19 protein-coding genes and 3 tRNA genes are annotated in these 16824 nt (G+C 60.7%); 10 read left to right on the top strand and 12 right to left on the bottom strand.

Translation table 11 applies throughout. From position 1 onward, the window contains the following. Positions 1-64 precede the first annotated feature (64 nt). Positions 65-149 (top strand) — tRNA-Leu (locus R6Y96_RS08315). Between the two features lie 63 nt (positions 150-212). Here R6Y96_RS08315 and R6Y96_RS08310 read toward each other — a convergent pair. Next, positions 213-644: a hypothetical protein gene (locus R6Y96_RS08310; protein ID WP_318620832.1), complete on the bottom strand. Its 432-nt coding sequence runs from the start codon at positions 642-644 to the stop codon at positions 213-215. Here R6Y96_RS08310 and R6Y96_RS08305 point away from each other — a divergent pair. From R6Y96_RS08305 to R6Y96_RS08295, 3 genes are all read left to right on the top strand, one after another. Next, positions 643-912, top strand: coding sequence for a hypothetical protein (locus R6Y96_RS08305; protein ID WP_318620831.1), 270 nt, complete (start codon positions 643-645; stop codon positions 910-912). The genes R6Y96_RS08310 and R6Y96_RS08305 overlap by 2 nt on opposite strands. A 13-nt stretch (positions 913-925) precedes the next feature. Continuing rightward, positions 926-1054, top strand: a complete 129-nt coding sequence (locus R6Y96_RS08300; protein ID WP_318620830.1) for a hypothetical protein — start codon at positions 926-928, stop codon at positions 1052-1054. 209 nt (positions 1055-1263) lie between these two features. Continuing rightward, on the top strand, positions 1264-1563 hold the full coding sequence (locus tag R6Y96_RS08295; RefSeq protein ID WP_318620828.1) for a hypothetical protein: 300 nt from the start codon (positions 1264-1266) through the stop codon (positions 1561-1563). Between the two features lie 8 nt (positions 1564-1571). Here R6Y96_RS08295 and R6Y96_RS08290 read toward each other — a convergent pair whose 3' ends face one another. After that, complete coding sequence (locus R6Y96_RS08290) at positions 1572-2489, bottom strand: zinc ribbon domain-containing protein (RefSeq protein WP_318620827.1); 918 nt, start codon at positions 2487-2489, stop codon at positions 1572-1574. A 138-nt stretch (positions 2490-2627) separates the two neighbouring features. Further along, complete coding sequence (locus R6Y96_RS08285) at positions 2628-2972, bottom strand: hypothetical protein (protein ID WP_318620826.1); 345 nt, start codon at positions 2970-2972, stop codon at positions 2628-2630. A 513-nt stretch (positions 2973-3485) separates the two neighbouring features. On the opposite strand from R6Y96_RS08285, the gene ercA reads away from it, so the two are divergent. After that, the gene (gene ercA / locus R6Y96_RS08280) at positions 3486-4634 is read left to right on the top strand and encodes an alcohol dehydrogenase-like regulatory protein ErcA (protein WP_318620824.1); all 1149 of its coding nucleotides are present in this window, start codon (positions 3486-3488) and stop codon (positions 4632-4634) included. After that, on the top strand, positions 4618-5760 hold the full coding sequence (locus R6Y96_RS08275; RefSeq protein WP_318620823.1) for a PAS domain S-box protein: 1143 nt from the start codon (positions 4618-4620) through the stop codon (positions 5758-5760). The genes ercA and R6Y96_RS08275 overlap by 17 nt, the downstream gene beginning before the upstream one ends. A 41-nt stretch (positions 5761-5801) precedes the next feature. Here R6Y96_RS08275 and R6Y96_RS08270 read toward each other — a convergent pair. From R6Y96_RS08270 to R6Y96_RS08250, 5 genes are all read right to left on the bottom strand, one after another. Further along, positions 5802-5873 (bottom strand) — tRNA-Arg (locus tag R6Y96_RS08270). A 53-nt stretch (positions 5874-5926) separates the two neighbouring features. Next, positions 5927-6958, bottom strand: a complete 1032-nt coding sequence (gene hypD, locus R6Y96_RS08265) for a hydrogenase formation protein HypD (protein WP_318620822.1) — start codon at positions 6956-6958, stop codon at positions 5927-5929. Between the two features lie 337 nt (positions 6959-7295). After that, complete coding sequence (locus R6Y96_RS08260) at positions 7296-7448, bottom strand: hypothetical protein (RefSeq protein WP_318620821.1); 153 nt, start codon at positions 7446-7448, stop codon at positions 7296-7298. 146 nt (positions 7449-7594) lie between these two features. Beyond that, positions 7595-8527: a radical SAM protein gene (locus R6Y96_RS08255; RefSeq protein ID WP_318620820.1), complete on the bottom strand. Its 933-nt coding sequence runs from the start codon at positions 8525-8527 to the stop codon at positions 7595-7597. Between the two features lie 59 nt (positions 8528-8586). Next, complete coding sequence (locus tag R6Y96_RS08250) at positions 8587-9765, bottom strand: hypothetical protein (protein WP_318620819.1); 1179 nt, start codon at positions 9763-9765, stop codon at positions 8587-8589. A 121-nt stretch (positions 9766-9886) separates the two neighbouring features. On the opposite strand from R6Y96_RS08250, the gene R6Y96_RS08245 reads away from it, so the two are divergent. Then, positions 9887-10612 carry a sugar phosphate isomerase/epimerase family protein gene (locus R6Y96_RS08245; RefSeq protein WP_318620818.1) on the top strand — a complete coding sequence of 242 codons (726 nt, stop codon included), beginning with the start codon at positions 9887-9889 and terminating at the stop codon, positions 10610-10612. An 80-nt stretch (positions 10613-10692) separates the two neighbouring features. Further along, positions 10693-10765 (top strand) — tRNA-Thr (locus R6Y96_RS08240). A 337-nt stretch (positions 10766-11102) separates the two neighbouring features. Here the strand turns inward: R6Y96_RS08240 and R6Y96_RS08235 are convergent. From R6Y96_RS08235 to R6Y96_RS08225, 3 genes are all read right to left on the bottom strand, one after another. Continuing rightward, a complete protein-coding gene (locus tag R6Y96_RS08235) occupies positions 11103-11819 on the bottom strand; it encodes a DUF169 domain-containing protein (RefSeq protein ID WP_318620817.1) in 717 nt (238 codons plus the stop codon). A gap of 75 nt (positions 11820-11894) precedes the next feature. Then, on the bottom strand, positions 11895-12707 hold the full coding sequence (locus tag R6Y96_RS08230) for an NAD(+)/NADH kinase (protein WP_318620816.1): 813 nt from the start codon (positions 12705-12707) through the stop codon (positions 11895-11897). Then, positions 12704-13498 (bottom strand): bifunctional fructose-bisphosphatase/inositol-phosphate phosphatase, encoded by a 795-nt coding sequence (locus R6Y96_RS08225; protein WP_318620815.1) that lies wholly within the window; start codon positions 13496-13498, stop codon positions 12704-12706. Before R6Y96_RS08225 ends, R6Y96_RS08230 begins: the two co-directional genes overlap by 4 nt. Positions 13499-13588: 90 nt before the next feature. On the opposite strand from R6Y96_RS08225, the gene R6Y96_RS08220 reads away from it, so the two are divergent. Further along, positions 13589-13966 carry a translation initiation factor IF-5A gene (locus tag R6Y96_RS08220; RefSeq protein WP_318620814.1) on the top strand — a complete coding sequence of 126 codons (378 nt, stop codon included), beginning with the start codon at positions 13589-13591 and terminating at the stop codon, positions 13964-13966. A gap of 21 nt (positions 13967-13987) precedes the next feature. Next, positions 13988-14839: an agmatinase gene (gene speB, locus R6Y96_RS08215; RefSeq protein WP_318620813.1), complete on the top strand. Its 852-nt coding sequence runs from the start codon at positions 13988-13990 to the stop codon at positions 14837-14839. A gap of 1229 nt (positions 14840-16068) precedes the next feature. Here speB and R6Y96_RS08210 read toward each other — a convergent pair. Continuing rightward, complete coding sequence (locus tag R6Y96_RS08210) at positions 16069-16749, bottom strand: hypothetical protein (RefSeq protein WP_318620812.1); 681 nt, start codon at positions 16747-16749, stop codon at positions 16069-16071. Positions 16750-16824 lie beyond the last annotated feature (75 nt).

Raw genomic sequence — 16824 nt, 5'->3', positions numbered from 1 at the left:
TTTGACCTCCCACAATATCAGGCGCAAAGACTGTCGTGAGTGGTCGGCGGCAGGGTTTGTTGGCGCGAGGGTTGCCAAGCCAGGTCAAAGGCGCTGGATTCAGGGTCCAGTCTCGCAGGAGTTCGTGAGTTCAAATCTCACCCCTCGCATACGTCTTCTCAAGCGCTTCTTCCGGCAGCGGAGCATGGTTGTATTGATGCCGCCTGCGGCGGTCAAACCACTTTCATAAGGATGGCCGCCAGCGCAAAGAGGAGCAGGCCGTTGATCACGACGATCCCCGCAATGACCATGCCCGGGATGAGGCCCGGCAGCAGCATGCTGATGCCAAACGATATCGATACAACGTTCAACACCGTCTGGGTGGCGACAAGTCTCTTGAAGGTCGGCATGAGAGAGGCCGGAACGGCGGCCGCAGCGTTGCCGGCACCCTGCGAGATCGGGAGGAACCGTTTTGCAAGGAGAATTGCTCCCCCGGCGATGTTCAGGATCGCAAGGAGCACCCGGATCACGTCGGTCAGGATGCCGGGAACGATGCACGAGGAGATCTCCCTCGAGGCGAACGCGATCCCGATGGCGAGAAGCAGGTGCGAGCACCTGTAGTGGCCGATTGGCGTCTCTCCCAGTGCAAGCATCTGGATGGCCATGATGACGAGCAGCAGCCCGAGCTGCCCGTCCGGGGAGAACAGGATCGCTCTGCCTCCGTTCCAGGCGCTCTACTCCCTCACAAACTACGGCGTCACGGGGCTGACCGAATGCCTGAGGTACGAGTATGCGGATAGGGGTCTCTACTTCTCGACGATCTGCCCGGCGAACATAGCGACTCCTATCTTCAATAAGGGTATCGATGGCCAGGCGCACGGCGAACTGAGGATTCCCGACGACGCTTATCCTGGACCGGGTCGCGGAGCATAAGGGGATCATCGTCGTGCCTGAACACCCCTACACCGAACTCTGGCAGGGGCATATCCTCGGCAGACCGGAGATCGAAGAGACGCTGCTGCAGATGGCCCGCGACCGCAGGGAGGCGTTCGAGCGGGGCGGGACATACTTTTGATACCCCCATATTCTGCCCCGGTATGCGGCCGTGAGGATGTCATTCAAACCTTCTGCTCCCCGTGGCGCTCCGCACCCCTCTTCAATCAGGAGCGATCGACTGCACCCGCGGGTTTTTTGTCCTGGAACGCGTCCCGCCTTCTGCCGGAGAGAGCACCATCACCCCACTTCCGGAAAGGCTAACTCCTCCTCTGGCAAAGAGGTATCATCATGGAACGCAGCAATTCCGGGGCTGACCGGTGTTCTGCTGGGGCGCCGGGGCCGCGGACTGATCGGAAGGCTCTCCTTGAGGAGATCGCCGCGTTCGTCCGCAAATATGGGGACATCCTTGCCAGGTATCATCGCTACACGATGGACGAACTCAAACAGATCGAGCAGGAATGCTGGACGCTGCACGATAAGGCGTGCAGCATGGGCGCCTGTGGAAGTACCGGCGAACTCTCCGAACTGGAGTACCTCATCGCCAGGGCAAAGGAGATGAGGGCCAGGATGGACGAGTCCCGCGGTTGACCCTGCTCTCACTCGGTTTTGAGCAGCCCCTCGATCAGGCGGGCAAGGATCGCGCCCGAGAGCGGTTCTTCGTAGTCCCTACCCTCGATGCTGAACCGCAGGACGGCGTTATCCAGGCCCGAGTAATACTCTGTCTTCTGTTTCCCCTCGCGGTTGATGGAGATCCCGTCCTTGAAGGGCTTTATCGAGACGATCTTTCCCAGGTTGATGCTCTTCGTCCGTTTCTGCCCCGCAAACACCAGGCGTTTGTTAGTCAGGCTGAGCGTGCCTGAATCGATCGATCGTATCTCCTCGTGTGACTCGCTCCTGGAAGCAAACGCCCCGGTTCTTATGTAGACACCTTTTGCGACGCGAAAACTCGGTCCCCCACCGCCTCCATGCGTCGTCCGCACGGAGCGCGGCTCGCTCAGGGTGACCCCGGGGACGGTCACCAGAAGCCTTTCGCCTCTCTTTGGAACGATCGAACCGGTAGCAGCAGCGTTCAATGCCTGAGTGCGCCCCTCAACGATTGATGTGATGGCGTGGTCGAGGTCGAGTTCCCGTTGTCTGGCATCGGAGACCCCGCCACCGGCGATACGCTTCCACTCCAGATCGCTCAGCGTATGGTTGGCGTAGTCGCGCCATGCAGGTCTTGAGGTATCGGAGATGCTCGAGAGTTTGAATCTGTTGCTGCCTTCCCGTGTGAAGACCGCTCCGCAGTTCGGGCACGAATACGACTCTGTGCTCGTCAAACCCAGGAATCCCCTGCTGACGGCCTTTGAGAGGCGACCGGCTCTGCATGCAGGGCATCGGTCATACCATTCTCCCTTATCCGGGGCAGACTCGGCAGGTTGGTGCAGGAGGGGGCTGCCGCAGTTGCTGCAGTATCTCCCCTCATCCTCATAGCCACAGTTTGGACATCGCATCTGGATCAGCCCTTCTCTCACCTGGCGGCACCGGTTTTTCTGTTCCCGGTATGTTCCGCAGTCGCGATCTTTCTCGCCCGCGGGGCAGCGTTATAGAGGGAGATGGTCGCGCGACTGTATATCTCTTTCCCAATCGCCCTGGCGGGCCCGAAACGGGTCTCATCGTGCTGGTGGAGAGCGATCGGCGATGCCACGGAACGGTATGGGGGAAGAGCCTGTTCTGGAACGGCGAGAGTCGCAGCGATGAGGCGTCGAGTCGCCTTTTGCGCTCCTGTGCGGTTGCCGGCAGTACGAACGGCTCTGGGGAAAAGGTTCGAGTTTGGTGCCCGCGTAGAGGCCAAATACCTCTCCTTTGCCCGGAACAGAGGTGACCTCCCCATAGTATGTTGTGTAGCCGTCTTTCTCCACGCGGAAGGTCTGGTAGGGCGTTCCTGTGGTGTAGACAGGGACGTAAGAGCACACCGGCCTCGATCGTTCCCTTATACTCGTTGTCGAAGTAGACATCTGCTCCATTCACGTTGCAGTTCACCGCATACCATCCGTTGTCTCCGCCGTGTGGGCGGTTGGGCGCCTCGAGGGCAGGACTGTGGTATCCTGCCGCCACCCCGGCGGGAGGAAAGATTGTGCAGATCGGCTGCGGTTCTTCTACAGCCGTGAACCCCGCGCTCTCTTCGGTTCAGGGATAAATCGTATGCGCAAACCCACACCCCGGCACGAGGGAGGCGTGGCGGCAGGGGGGCATTTTTGCGCACACCCTCCACGTGCGTCTGATTAACTCTCAAGGATGCGCGAGATCGCCGTGTCTCAAGCGTCTCAAATGTTTGAAGCCGGGATCCAGCAGAAAAATCCTGAAATGGTTCTGGATTGCCGCCGAACAAATATCGTAACGTATATTGCCGCCTGACAGGATTTCGCCAAAATATATATGAACACAACCCACCACTACTGGATAACAGTTCCACCTGCAATCCTGGAATGTTTCCAGATGACGATTAGAATCCCGGTCGTGAGTGATGGATGAATCAGAGAAACCGACTTGAACTTAGAAAGTTCGTGGCCCCCGAATTTGTCTGTGGTCAGGGGGCGCTGCGCCTCGCCGGCCGATATGCCCATAACCTCGGGATGCGGCGTGTCCTTCTTGTCACCGACGCCGGGGTCAGGGCGGCGGGGTGGGCTGATGCCGTCGGGGAGAGCCTGGCCAGAGCCGAGGTTTCGTTTACCATCTTTGATTCTGTCACCCCGAACCCCCGCTCCAGTGAGGTGATGGCAGGGGCGGAGGTTTATCGTTCTGAAGACTGCAACGGGATCGTCGCTGTCGGTGGAGGGAGCCCGATGGACTGCGCCAAGGGCATCGGGGTGGTGAGCGTGAGCGGGCGGGATATCCTCGCGTTCGAGGGTGTTGACCGGGTCTCTGAGCTTCCGCCGCCGCTCGTATGCGTCCCGACGACCGCAGGCTCATCCGCCGATCTCTCCCCGTTTGCAATCATCAGGGACGAGATGGGGAGACGTAAAGTGGCCATCATCTCCAAGGCGCTTGTACCCGACATATCGCTGCTCGACCCCGAACCCCTGACGACCATGCCGCGGGAACTCACCGTGGATACCGGTATAGACGCCCTCAGTCACGCGATCGAAGCATACGTCTCAAACGCCAGTTCCCCGATCACCGACCTGCACGCCCTGGAGGCGATACGCCTTACCAGCACCGCTCTGCCTGCGGTTATCAGGAGCCCCGATGACCTTAACCTCCGGTTCTCGACCCTCCTTGCCAGCCTTCACGCCGGTCTTGCCTTCTCCAATGCGAGTCTCGGTGCGGCTCACGCGATGTCGCACGCTCTTGGCGGGGTCTATGACCTTGCACACGGCCGGTGCAACGCTCTTCTCCTGGAAGACGTGATCGAGGCCAATTATGAGGCGGCATCCACCCGATACGACCGGATTGGTGCGATCATCGGGCGGGAGCAGGATGAATGGATGGCACCGGCGGAGGTGGTGGCGTCATTCATCAGGTCGCTTGGCGTCGCCGGGACGCTTTCCAGCCTCGGCGTCACCGGGGATATGATCCCTGCACTTGCAGAACGCGCATACGTTGACCCCTGCCTGGCAACAAACCCGAGCGATCTCTCACGCGAGGAGATTGAGGAGATCTATGAGCGAGCACTCTGACCACCGGACGGAGCGGGATAACCTCCGTGAGAAGATCATTGGCCTAGGCGAGGCATCTCTTCATAAGAGTTACTACCAGGAGCTCCAGGCCAGGCTTGCTGAACTTGAGCGGTTCAGGGCGCTGCTAGACCAGACTTACGATGCAGTCTTCCTGTTCCGGGCAAAGGGCGGGAGGATCGTGGATGTCAACGCCACCGCAGAGGTGTATCTGGGCTACTCGAGGGGAGAACTTCTCTCCAGATCGTTTGACGACCTTGTAAGCCCTGCGCAGCGGTCAGACTTCATCGCCTATACCCGGCGAAAACACAGGTCGCCGGCGGAGTCAGAGGAGACTTACAGGGTCTCGCTGGTCTCGCGTGACGGCCGGGAGATCCCGACGGAGGTTGCTTTCCGTTCGGTCACCTTCGGCGATGACCGCTACATCGTTGCAATAGCACGGGACATCACCGAGCGCATCCGCGTCGAGCGCGACCTCAGGATCAAGGAGTGCGCGTTCGAGTCATCCATAAACGGGATCCTGATCGCCGACCCCGAGGGAGTGGTCACCTACGCAAACCCGAGTTTTGCAGAGATGTTCGGCTACAGCGGCCCCGAGGCGCTCAGGGGGATGAACCTGGAGAGGTTCTTCGTCGACCCATCCGCTGCAGAAGAGATCGTCCGCGATCTCCTGGAGAACCAGCCGATCATACTGGAGACGGAGGGGTTGCGAAGCGACGCATCGCCGTTTTACATCGAGGTCTCCGGCAGCGTCGTGCGGAACGAGGCCGGGGATCCTATCTGCATCATGCTGGTCGTCATGGATATCACCGAGCGCATAAGACTTGACCGGCTGAAACGTGAGTCTTACGCGCAGCTTGGGAAGAATATCGAGCAGTTTGCCGTTATCGGAGACCATATCCGGAACCCTCTCCAGGTGATCGTCGGCTGCGCGGAGATGATCGACGATCCGCTTGCGGAGAAGATCCTGGAGCAGGCGCGCCGGATTGACGAGATCATCACCGAACTCGACCGGGGATGGGTCGAGTCGGCGAACGTCAGGCAGTTTTTACGGAAACACGGGGAGGGTGTGGAGTTGCCCGAGAGAAGACCGATCAGCCTCTCCAGCCAGACGGATGAAGACTCCTGAGCAGCAGGTGGAACCGTCCTGATCTGAAGAAAAATGGTAAACGCCCCGGCCGGGATTTGAACCCGGGTCGAAAGCTCCGGAGGCTTTCAGGATGTCCACTACCCTACCGGGACTGCCATATTAGGTTGTTTGATATGGTATAAAAGGCCAGCGGAGAGTGGGAGTTTCAACCTCTCCGCGATTCGTAGAGATGCCATATCCTGCACGCCCCTTCGTGGCTGACCATGCAGGGGCCGACCGGGGTGCGGGGGTTGCAGGCCTTGCCGAAGAGTTTGCAGTCGGCTGGCCTGGCGATTCCGCGCAGGACACGGTCGCAGATGCAGGCGGAGTGCTTCTCCACATGCCTGATCTCGATATCGAACTTTTTCTGCGCGTCGTAGCCCTCGAACTCCGGTCTCAACCGGAGGCCTGATGCCGGGATCACCGGGAACCCGCGCCACTCGAGATCGACCGGTTCGAACACCTCATACATCAGGCGTTTTGCCTTGACGTTTCCCTCCCGCGTGACCGCACGCGGGTAGGCGTTCTCCACTTCATGTCTCCCCTCGCGGACCTGCCTGACCGCCATCAGCAGCCCGAGGAGGATGTCCTCGGGCTCGAACCCGGCAACGACCTGCGGGACTGGGAACTGCTCATACTCCTGGTAGCCCATAACGGTGCAGACGTGACCCGGGAGGATAAATCCATCAAGCGCCGCCTCGCCCTGGTCAAGGAGCCAGGCCATCGCCGGAGGGACAAGCCTGTGGCAGGAGAGGATCGAGAAGTTCTCCGGCGGGTGGGAGAGGATCATGGCGGCGACCGTCGGTGCTGTGGTCTCGAATCCTACCGATATGAAGACGACCTCACGCTCCGGTTCCCGCCGGGCGATCTCCACCGCCCTGTGCACTCCCTGCACAACCCGGACATCCCCGCCGCTTGACTCAAGCGATCCGCTCGACCCCGGGACACGCAGCAGGTCGCCGTACGTGGCAACGGTGCAACCGCGGTTCACCAGTTCAAGAGCGGCATCGATCTCCCCCTGTGGCGTGATGCAGACCGGGCAGCCCGGCCCCATCACGATCTTGAGCCCTGGGGGGAGGATGCTGCGGATCCCGGCGCGTGCGATCGCCGCCTCGTGGGTGCCGCAGATGTGCATGAGCGTGATATCCCGGTCCACGAGAGCGTGAAGCGTATCGAGGATTTCCTTACCTACCGCCATGAATTATCACACTTATATTCCGCTGACAGCACATATTAGTACCGGAATAAACAGCATCCGATACGGAAGCGCGATCGCCCTCTGCGGAATCATCGCAGCGTTCGCCGTTCACCAGGTCTTCTGGTGGCTGCAAAAACGGGCCACCTCACGGAATCGAAACTCGACGATATCGTGCTCTCTACTCGCTCAACAAACCCCTGGCCATTGCAATAATCGCGGGTTCCGTCTGGATCTCGGTAACGTTCATCATCGATCCCGCGATCATCCTCGGGGAGTACGCGCGGCTCGTTTCGGAGGAATATTTCGCTGCGGCGGTGGTCGCTTCGTTCGTCAACCTCTACAGCAGGTGGATGGCATCGCAGACCGGGACCGACCTCGACGACGGGATCATCTGGGTGCTCGAGGTCTCGGCACGCTCTGTCATCCGGTTCATCGCCATCCTCATGGTCACCATCCCAAACTCAAAGGTGTCGAGCAGCGTCATCGTCAACTACGCCCTGCCGGACGTCAAGCTGGAGATCAGGATCCCGATCTCGGCCGCATACGGCAGCGACATCACGCGCGTCTACGAGCGGTTTGCAGAAGAGGGGATCGAGATCCCGTTCCCGCAGATTGGACGTCCACATGCGGGATTGATCAGGTTGGCCGGTAAAATACCCCTCTCTTCTCCTCCACGGCTTCGATCAGGCCCTGTGCTTCGAGGACGCGGAGGTGCTTTGCGACCTCGGTTGGACGGATGCCAAGCAGCGTGGCGAGATCGCGGGGTGTGCAGGGCCGGCGCCGGATTGTTGCGAGGATGGTCTCCCCGATATCTTTGGTCTTCGGCGGCAACGTCCGGCCCGCGTACGCTACCCCGATCGCCCCCGCGTTTCCGCCGAGCATTGCCGCGATCCGCTCGATGGCCTCGGGCGATGCCGGCAGGACCCAGTCCTCGGCGCCGGGCCTATCAAGGGTGTTTACCTGGACGCGATCGGGTTCGATTGCTATGACGGCGTCTTTCAGGAGCCGGAGTTCTTTATCGGTGTCGTTGACACCCGGGACGATGAAGATCTCGAGCCAGACCTCGCCGGTATACTCCCTGGCGAAGTCGAGCAGCCCCTCAAGCACCTGCCCGGCGGTGATGCCGGGAGAGGGGCGGTTGATCTTCACAAAGACCTCTTCGGAGACGGCATCAAGCGACGGCACCACGACGTCGGCCCGCATGAGAGCGGCCCGGACATCCGGGTCTGTGAAGAGCGCGCTGTTGGTCAGCACCGCGACCCGGTAGCGGGGGTAGCGGTCTTTGATGAAGGAGATGATCTCGCCAATCCCGGAGTGAAGCGTCGGCTCCCCTGACCCGGCGAAGGTGACGTAGTCGAGATCCGGCGCCGTCGCGAGGAAATCGTCGAGTTCTGCGATGACCCGGTCGGTCGGGACGTACTCGCGCCGCTCGCAGGTGAGGTCGGTCGTCTGCCCGCACTCGCAGTAGATACAGTTGAAGGAGCAGGTCTTGTGCGGCACCAGGTCGATCCCGAGCGAGATGCCCAGGCGTCGGGAGGGAACCGGGCCAAAGAGGTAGCGGTATGCCATGGAGGGTAGCGAGAGTGGTTATGATGCGCGAAACCATCAGGGTGCTCTTTGCGGCACCCTCAGGTCTCTCCGATCCTGAGCATCTTCTTGCAGAAGTTGTCGACTGAGAGGAATACGACTCTCTTGACGCTCTTCTCTGTCGGAGGGATCTCGGTGGTGACAAACCGCAGGATCTCGGAGTAGTAGTTAAGGGAGGGGTACTTCCTGTGGAACTCGTCCAGAGAGAGGTTCGCCTGATCCATCCTCCCCCTGAGGAAGGCATACAGGTAGTCGATGAGGTGGAGGACGTGCCCGGGCATCTTTATCGCATCGGCACGTCTCCGGAACTCTTCAAAGACCTCCTTCTGGGGGAGGTAGAGACCCGTACGGAGACCGTAGTAGACAGGTTCGGGGTCTTCCGGAAACCTCTGGAGAAGGTCGCGGATGAGACCCAGGGCATCTGCGAGGTCACCCTGCTCGAACTTGAGGTGATAGGCCTCGCGGTAGAAGAGCATGTCGTTTGGAAACCGGAGAAACCCGATCTGGAGCAGTTTCACCAGCGCCGGTTCGTTCTTCTCCTGCTTTGCGCGTGTGATCCCGATCTCAAGGAACCACCGGTTCTCGGGGATCCACTCGGTCGCAAGGAAGATCATCACCCAGAACGGTTCGATGAGCCAGCGGTCATCTGCAAGTTCTCCTTTGACCAGGCGGTTCAGTCCGGGCTGCGCTTGCCCGAGTTCCTCCATCTGCTGGCGTGCGGTCTTGAGGTAGTTCCAGCGTTCGGACGCGGAGTAGCCGGGTTCGGACGACCCCTCTTTGTAGAGTGTGTAGTAGCAGTAGGCGCACCAGCATCCGACGGCGGCATCGAATTTGCGGTAGGGCTGGAGAAAGGTGGTTGCTGCAAGCGGCATCCCGATCTTCATCAGTTTGACCGCGGCTGCGAGGTGGACTCCGGCCTTGCGCTCCTTCTTCCGTTTCATCCCGCAGGCGATCCCGCAGGCGCGTGTGAGGAACTTCAGGTCTCCGGCCCGGTTGCTGACGTCAAAGACCGTGTAGGCGATCGAGTCTATGAACTCGTCGTAAACCTGGTCAGGTATGGAGATGCCGGCATTGTCGAGGATAGTGACGATGTTCCCGAAGAAAGCGGCAAAGTTATCGTCTATGGCTCTGGCGTTGGAGTTTATGTATGAGAAGATCTCGGCTTTTACCTTCTCAAGGTGGTTTGAGACGACAACCTCCGGGACAAAGCCGTCAGCCATACGTAAGTGTATGCGGCAAGGGTAGCATAAATCATGCGTACCTGGAGTTGTCTGCATGGGAGTGCTCTCCTCCTGCGGGTTTGTACCTAACCTATTTATCGATCCTGCCGAAACACTCTGTATGTTTGGCATCTCGACATACTGCCTTCAGCACCAGCCGCTCGATGTGGCGCTTGACACACTCGCCCCCATAACCAGGTGTGTGGAGGTGATGGATGGGGGGCTGCATTCTCTGGAGACCGCAGAACCGCTCGAGAGCCACTCGTTTCGCTACTTCATTCACGCGCCATACCGTGGCGTGAACATTGCGAGCCTCCTTGAACCGATCCGGCAGGCAAGCGTCGATGTCCTGGTGCAGGCCTTCGCTGTCGCTGCTGAGGTGGGGGCGGACGTGGTGATTCACCCGGGCTACTATGCATGGCGCGAGGAGCGGGAGGAGTCAACGAGGCAGTTCCAGAAGTCGCTCTCTGAACTGAGTGCAGGTGCTGATGACCTCTCGGTCACGTTCTTTGTGGAGAACATGGGCGGTCCGGACTACTTCTTCCTTCGTTCCTGTGATGATCTGCCGCTCATCGATGGGATCGGGCTTGCGCTCGACGTTGGCCATGCGAACCTGAACGGCTGCCTGGACTGTTTCCTGGATCGGCCGGCTGCGCATTTCCACCTGCACGACAACGACGGTATGCGGGACACGCATTCGCCGGTCGGGACGGGGACGATCGATTTTGCGGCGGTGATGGAGGCGGTGCACAGGAGCGGCGTCATACCCATAGTCGAGGTGGAGACGCTGGAGGGGGTGCTCGCGAGCATCGCGGCGCTGGAGGCGATCGATGCCGGGAGGCGTTGAAGCGCGCTCATCGGCTGTATCTGCACCGCTCCTGCCGTAACCTTTTATAGGGTAAACCTCCAACATAGGTGGTGCGTTGCGCCTCAGTGGCTCAGCCGGTAGAGCGTGTCCTTGGTAAGGACAAGGTCGCGAGTTCGAATCTCGCCTGAGGCTTTTTTGCTTTTGTTAGGTTTTGTAAAGGGACAGTGACTCTGTGCATCGTGTCAAGGGCACCGGCAGTCTTGATAGTTACCCTTTTGGTGAGAGGCTCCTGGTTAGAGCAACTGCGGGGTGGGGGTGTTTCTATGAAAAACGCTAAATCAGAGATGCCTATACAGTGCCGGGGGACCAACCCCCGGCGTCTCGGTGAAACCGTCCTGGAAAATCCTGTTTTCATCCCCGGCACGGCTTCCCCGTGTGGCCATCGCTACTCACTGCCCGCCACCGGAGAGGTCACCGTTCCGCCCTCGGTTCTCCGTTGCAAAAGGGGGTGGGAGGATCTTTCTCCCCGTCACTTCACCGAGCCCGGCGCACCGGTGACTATTGGAAGCGCCCGGGCGAACTCTGGCAGGAGTTCGGCGGGGATCCCCATAACAGCCTCGTTGTCCTCGATCCCGGAGAACCGGCGCGAACCGTCGCAGCCGAGGGAGTAGTTGACCTTTCCGGAGAGGTATGGCAGCGCTGTCGTATCGGCGCAGACGGACTGGATCCCGGCCATGGAGGACTCGATCCGTCCGCCGAGGAGGTAGAGTCCCGCCTGCGCAAGTTTCAGCATCACCCGCGGTTCTGCGATGATGACGACGACATGGGGGTCAAAAGGTGTCTTCTCAAGCGGTGCGTAGACGGTCGCGTAGGTCGTGGGCTCCGGGAGGTGGGGGACCTGCTGTATGGTTCGCATGCAGGCGGCCCAGGTCTCGAACTTCCCGAGTTTGTAGTAGAACTCCCCTGTGCTGAGACTCTCTGTGATCTCGCGGAGCCCGAGCGCCCAGGCGCCCCCCATGCAGGCATGCCTTTCGGTGGTCGCGTAGAAGATCTCGCCCTTCAACCGTGCCCTGCTGACCATCTGGCAGTGGCGGACGGTCTCCTCGATTGGCCCCACCCCATCGGGGATATCTTCAGGTTTCCTGGCGAGTTTCACCGCGACGGGGGAGCCCCGGAGGTTGAGGCTCCTCTTCAGCATCTCTGCGATCTCCGCATACGGGATCTTCGTGCGCATCTGGTCTTCCATAATCGTGCTCACTCCTGTTTTTGAGGATAATCCTCATGGCCCCCGATAAAATCTCTCATTGAGGCACCGGCCGGGTCAGAGGTTACGCAGTTTACGGTTCACCTTCTCAAAGAACTGTTTGTCGGTGTTGACGAATAAAGCGGGTTGATCCGACTTTTTGACCATGAGGGTTGCTTCTTTCGGGAGTTCAAGCGTGGTCTGACCGTCGATAACGAGGTGTGCCGGTTTATCGGTCTCCAGGGTTATCTCAAGGCGCCTCCCGGTGCTGATGATGTGTGGCCGGGACGAGAGCATGTACGGCGCGAGCGGGACGAGCAGGATCCCCTCGATCTGCGGGTCGACGATCGGCCCGCCCGCACTCATGGCGTATGCGGTCGATCCGGTCGGGGTCGATACCAGCAGCCCATCAGCCCGGAACCGTTCTGAGAGCGTTCCGTCGACGTAGACGCCGAACCGGAGCATCTTTGCCGGGCGGTCGGTGACGATGAGCACCTCGTTGAGGGCATCGCCGAGCACCCTCCCCCCGGCGGAGAGGCGGACCCGCATCCGCTGCTCGACCTCAAACGCGTCCAGGCTGGCAAAGAAATCAATCGCCTCTCCAGGCTCCAGGTCAGTGAGGAACCCCACCTCCCCCCAGTTGATCCCGAGTATGGGGACCTGTTTTCTCATACGCTGGACGGTTAGGAGCACCGAACCGTCGCCGCCGACGACCACAACCAGGTCAGCGTCGATCTCCTCAAACGGGGTGCCCCCATTCCTCCTGAGATGGCGTGCCGTGCCCTCCTCCAGGACCACGTCGTGCCCGAGGTCTTTGAGTTCCCGGCCAAGCGAGGCGGTGTAGCGGAGCGCCTCCGCGTCATCGAGACGCGATACCAGTGTTACCCTCATGTGCGGTTACCCTTCAGATATTCGATGAGCCTGCTGTGCAGGATGCCGTTCGTGGCTACGAGGCGCCGGCCGGCGGAGACGTCGTCGGGGAAGACGACCTCGCCGCCTCCGGGGTCGGAGACCATGCCGCCGGCCTCCTTGCAGATCAGCATCCCGGCCGCGGCGTCCGTGACCCGGAGCGTTCCGCGGAGGTCGACAAAACCCTCGATGCGCCCGCAACCGACGTAGCATAGTTCAAGCGCCGATGCACCAAGGAGACGGCAGCGCCTGATCGTCCGGTCGATCCGCTGGATGGGGGCGGGGTCGGACTTCCTGCCGCCGTAAACGCTCATGGCGCTTTCCTCAAGTCTCGATACGTTCGATACATGGATCGGGCGGCCGTTCCGGAAGGCGCCCTCCCCGCGGATGGCGTGGAACGTCTCGCCGGTGGCGAGGTTCTGGACGTACCCCGCGGTAACCATCCCATCAGCGGCATACGCAATGGAGATGGCATAGAACGGGATCCCGACCACGGCGTTGTATGTGCCGTCAACGGGGTCGAGGAAGATGGTGCCCCTGTTCCCGCCCATCGCTGCGCAGCCGAGTTCTTCGCTGATCAGCCGCTGGCAGAGGGGGTGATCGGCCAGGTAGTCGACGACGATATCCTCTGCAACCTGGTCGATCTTCTTTGTGGGTGTGCCGTCCGCACCCATCCTGACGTAATCCCCTGCTTCTGGCGTCCCGATCATACCGGCAACGGCATCCCGGACGGCCGCTGCCAGATCGTCACACGCCCTGATGAACCGCCTCAATTCTCCCGTCCTGCCTCATCTATCTTCTGCGGTGTATTTATGTAATGCAATCCAGATACATTAATCACGCGTTTACCACAGTGAGACAATATGAAGGAACAGACAGAAGTTGGGAAGCTTAAGGAGGGGCGTTACGTTGTTGTGGATGACGAGCCGTGCAGGATCGTCTCCATCGCCACCTCCAAGCCGGGGAAACACGGAGCGGCAAAGTCCCGTATAGACTGTATAGGGATCTTTGATGGCGTCAAGCGCTCGATCGTTCAGCCGGTCTCGGCAAAGGTATACGTCCCGGTAGTCGAGCGGAAGATAGCACAGGTGATCTCGATCGCCGGCACGACCGTCCAGTTCATGGACGTCAAGGACTTCGAGATGTTTGAACTCAACGTGACCGCGGAAGAGGCCGCCGGTCTTGAACCGGGCAAAGAAGTCGCCTACATATCGTCTCTGGGCAAGAAGAAACTCGAGTGAGATCTTCTGGATATAACGGTTATGCAGGATCCTGTCCATCTCCATTTTGCGGATGCGGATACACCGTATGAGGACGCCCGCTACGTGATATTCGGTGTTCCATACGATGGGACGACGTCTTTTCGCCCCGGGACGCGGTTTGGGCCGCGGGCTATCAGGGAGTTCTCGTTCAACTTCGAGGCCTACGACCCTGCTGCCGGTATTGAACTCTTTGACGTCCCGGTGACGGATCTCGGCGATCTCATGGTCTCCAGGCTGCCGGAGGCCGTTGTTGATGGGGTTGCCGATTTTGTCCGGGGTATCGTCCGCGACGGAAAGGTGCCGGTGATGTTTGGGGGGGAGCATACCGTGACGGTCGGGGCGGTCAGGGCGGTAGGGCCGGAGGTCTACGTGGTCTGCGATGCCCACCTGGATCTCCGGGACGAACTTGATGGAACGCCCTACAGCCATGGTTGCGTCACCCGGCGCGTCCTCGAGACGGTCGAGGATGTTGTGATCATCGGGGCGCGGAGCGGTGACCGCGAGCAGTTTGAGATCGCGGCGGAGAGGACGCATCTGTATACCGCCGACGTGGTGCGGGAGCGCGGGATCGCTACAATCCTCGGCGAGGTTCTGGATATGATCGAGGGGCGGAGGGTCTACCTCTCGATCGATGCCGACGCGATCGACTGTTGCCTCACACCGGGTCTCGGGACGCCGGAACCGTTCGGGATGACGCCGCTCGATCTCCGGGAGGTCGTCCGCACGCTTGGGCCGCATACCGCGGGGTTTGATTATGTGGAGGTTGCGCCGTTTGATGCCGGGCAGACGGCGGCGGTGGCGGCGTTGCTGGTGCGGCAGTTTATCGTGCGGCACTGGATCGGCAGGTGTTAGAAGGGGCTTGGTGCGGCCTGAGGTCTCGATCAGGCGTCGCCACCCCGTCCAGAACGAATTGAGTCCCGGCGCCCTCCACGTCATTTTTGATTATGGCCGCGCGGGGGCGGCAAGCCGGACGGTTGGCTCCCGCCCTGGAAAGGCGTTTTCGGTGACACGATGAGATAGGGGCGTGGGGAGCGTTTCCGCCCCCCACGGGGCGATTCTCCGTCGATACGGTGTCCGGGGATCTGGCAGTCTCTTCGCGGCCTAAGGTGACACTCGCTGAGATCCTGTCTCAGCCCAGGGCACGGCCACCGGGTCACTCGCCAGACGCTCGCGCGGCCGGGAGGTGGGGGTGTTCTATAAATACCGTTCAACGGGAAACGCGAGCGACAGGGGAAGGTGCGTTCCGCCCCCTCCCCGTCAGCCCCTCCCCCACGGGGGCGATTCTCCATAGATGCCGTGCCCTGCAAAGCGTCAACCAGAGCGTCGGTGAGAAACCGCTGAAGATCCTGTTTCCTCTCCGTGCACGGCTATCCAGGGTCAATCGCCACGCACTGCCCGCCCCCTTGAGGGGGCGGGAGGAGGCGCTGGAAGCGCCGGGTGGTGGGGGTGATCCAGCGAGAGAGGTTTTCAGTGGCACGCGAGCGACAGGGGAAGGGGCGTTCCGCCCCCTCCCCGTCAGCCCCACCCCCACGGGGGCGATTCTCCATAGATGCCGTGCCCTGCAAAGCGTCAACCAGAGCGTCGGTGAGAAACTGCCGAAGATCCTGTTCCCGTCCCCTGCCACGGCCATCGGGCCAATCGCCACGCACTGCCCGCCCCCTTAAGGGGGCGGGAGGAGGCCGCGTGAGCGGCCGGGTGGTGGGGGTGGCTTGCCTCACATGGAAACGGAGTGTCTGGTTGAGATGCAGGAGACAGGGGAAGGGGCGTTCCGCCCCCTCCCCGTCAGCCCCTCCCCGACGGGGGCGATATCCCATCGACGCACTGCCGGGGAACAGACAACCTCTCTACCGTCAGTGTGAACACCCTGCCGGAATCCTGTTCCTGCACCCCCTGCCACGGCCATCTGGCCAATCACCCCTCACTGCCCGCCCCCCTCGGAAGGGGGCGGGAGGAGGCGGTGTTTGGGTAGAGAAACACCATCCCGACAGCATGCGAGAATGCGAGAGATCCGGGAGGCTCTTTCTCTCCCGGGCGGTTATTCATCTCCATATCTCCGCCGAAACCGCTCCCCCTCGCCTCTCCTATACCCCAAGATACTCTTCCGGCACCTGGATCTTCAGGTGGTAAGAGTCGATACACCGCGCGTTGATGACGAAGTAGTAGTCGTGGTAGCCCTCGTAAAAGGTGCTCACCCACTGTTCCTTCCTGAGGTTGGGGTTGTCCTTCGCTGCCAGGAAGTCGCGGAAGTCGAGGGTGATGATCCTGACGAACCTGTTCGGGTCGGCAGCGTCCATAACCTGGCAGTTGAAGAGCGAGATCTCGTAGTTTGAGGTTGCTATATCGGAGTAGTCAAGCCGCCAGATGGGGCCGGGGATCCGGACGATCCCGGTCGTCCCCGACCAGTGCCCGTCGATCGTCGCATAGGTCACCCAGCGTGTCGGAGCGGATCTGTTCACCGGCAGGGCGGTCATGTTCACCTGGCTCTCGCCTGTGGGTATCTGGTAGGTTGAAGGGTCGACGAACCCTATCTTCTGCGGCGTCCCGTTCCAGGGGGGCGCCGTTGTGGGCGCGGGTGTTGGTGACGCGGTTGCGGTGGGGATCGTGGGCACCCATGCGGGGGTGACGGTCGGTCCTGCTTCCTCCCCCCACCCCCACGGGAGCCGGGGTATCTCACCCATCGCCATCGGCTTTATGACCAGGGCCAGCAGGATAACGACCACGACCCCGAGGATGACATAGATTATATCAGCCTTTGCACCCATACTCTCTCTCTTGAGAGTGTTTGCTGCCGCAGCATATCACACCCGCGGTTCTGCACCCGGCAGGTTCTGGTGGGC

Origin of the sequence: Methanoculleus receptaculi (genome assembly GCF_033472595.1) — an archaeon.
In the GTDB taxonomy this organism is placed as follows: Archaea; Halobacteriota; Methanomicrobia; order Methanomicrobiales; family Methanoculleaceae; genus Methanoculleus; species Methanoculleus receptaculi.
Note: the sequence above shows the minus strand (reverse complement) of the source record. Positions and strands in the feature narration are given on the sequence as shown.

Coding starts and splice junctions, on each gene's coding strand:
- R6Y96_RS08305 (WP_318620831.1), top strand. CDS start 643: ATGATGACGAGCAGCAGCCCGAGCTGCCCGTCCGGGGAGAACAGGATC.
- R6Y96_RS08310 (WP_318620832.1), bottom strand. CDS start 644: ATGGCCATCCAGATGCTTGCACTGGGAGAGACGCCAATCGGCCACTAC.
- R6Y96_RS08295 (WP_318620828.1), top strand. CDS start 1,264: ATGGAACGCAGCAATTCCGGGGCTGACCGGTGTTCTGCTGGGGCGCCG.
- R6Y96_RS08285 (WP_318620826.1), bottom strand. CDS start 2,972: ATGTCTACTTCGACAACGAGTATAAGGGAACGATCGAGGCCGGTGTGC.
- ercA (WP_318620824.1), top strand. CDS start 3,486: ATGAATCAGAGAAACCGACTTGAACTTAGAAAGTTCGTGGCCCCCGAA.
- R6Y96_RS08275 (WP_318620823.1), top strand. CDS start 4,618: ATGAGCGAGCACTCTGACCACCGGACGGAGCGGGATAACCTCCGTGAG.
- hypD (WP_318620822.1), bottom strand. CDS start 6,958: ATGGCGGTAGGTAAGGAAATCCTCGATACGCTTCACGCTCTCGTGGAC.
- R6Y96_RS08255 (WP_318620820.1), bottom strand. CDS start 8,527: ATGGCATACCGCTACCTCTTTGGCCCGGTTCCCTCCCGACGCCTGGGC.
- R6Y96_RS08250 (WP_318620819.1), bottom strand. CDS start 9,765: ATGGCTGACGGCTTTGTCCCGGAGGTTGTCGTCTCAAACCACCTTGAG.
- R6Y96_RS08245 (WP_318620818.1), top strand. CDS start 9,887: ATGTTTGGCATCTCGACATACTGCCTTCAGCACCAGCCGCTCGATGTG.
- R6Y96_RS08235 (WP_318620817.1), bottom strand. CDS start 11,819: ATGGAAGACCAGATGCGCACGAAGATCCCGTATGCGGAGATCGCAGAG.
- R6Y96_RS08230 (WP_318620816.1), bottom strand. CDS start 12,707: ATGAGGGTAACACTGGTATCGCGTCTCGATGACGCGGAGGCGCTCCGC.
- R6Y96_RS08220 (WP_318620814.1), top strand. CDS start 13,589: ATGAAGGAACAGACAGAAGTTGGGAAGCTTAAGGAGGGGCGTTACGTT.
- speB (WP_318620813.1), top strand. CDS start 13,988: ATGCAGGATCCTGTCCATCTCCATTTTGCGGATGCGGATACACCGTAT.
- R6Y96_RS08210 (WP_318620812.1), bottom strand. CDS start 16,749: ATGGGTGCAAAGGCTGATATAATCTATGTCATCCTCGGGGTCGTGGTC.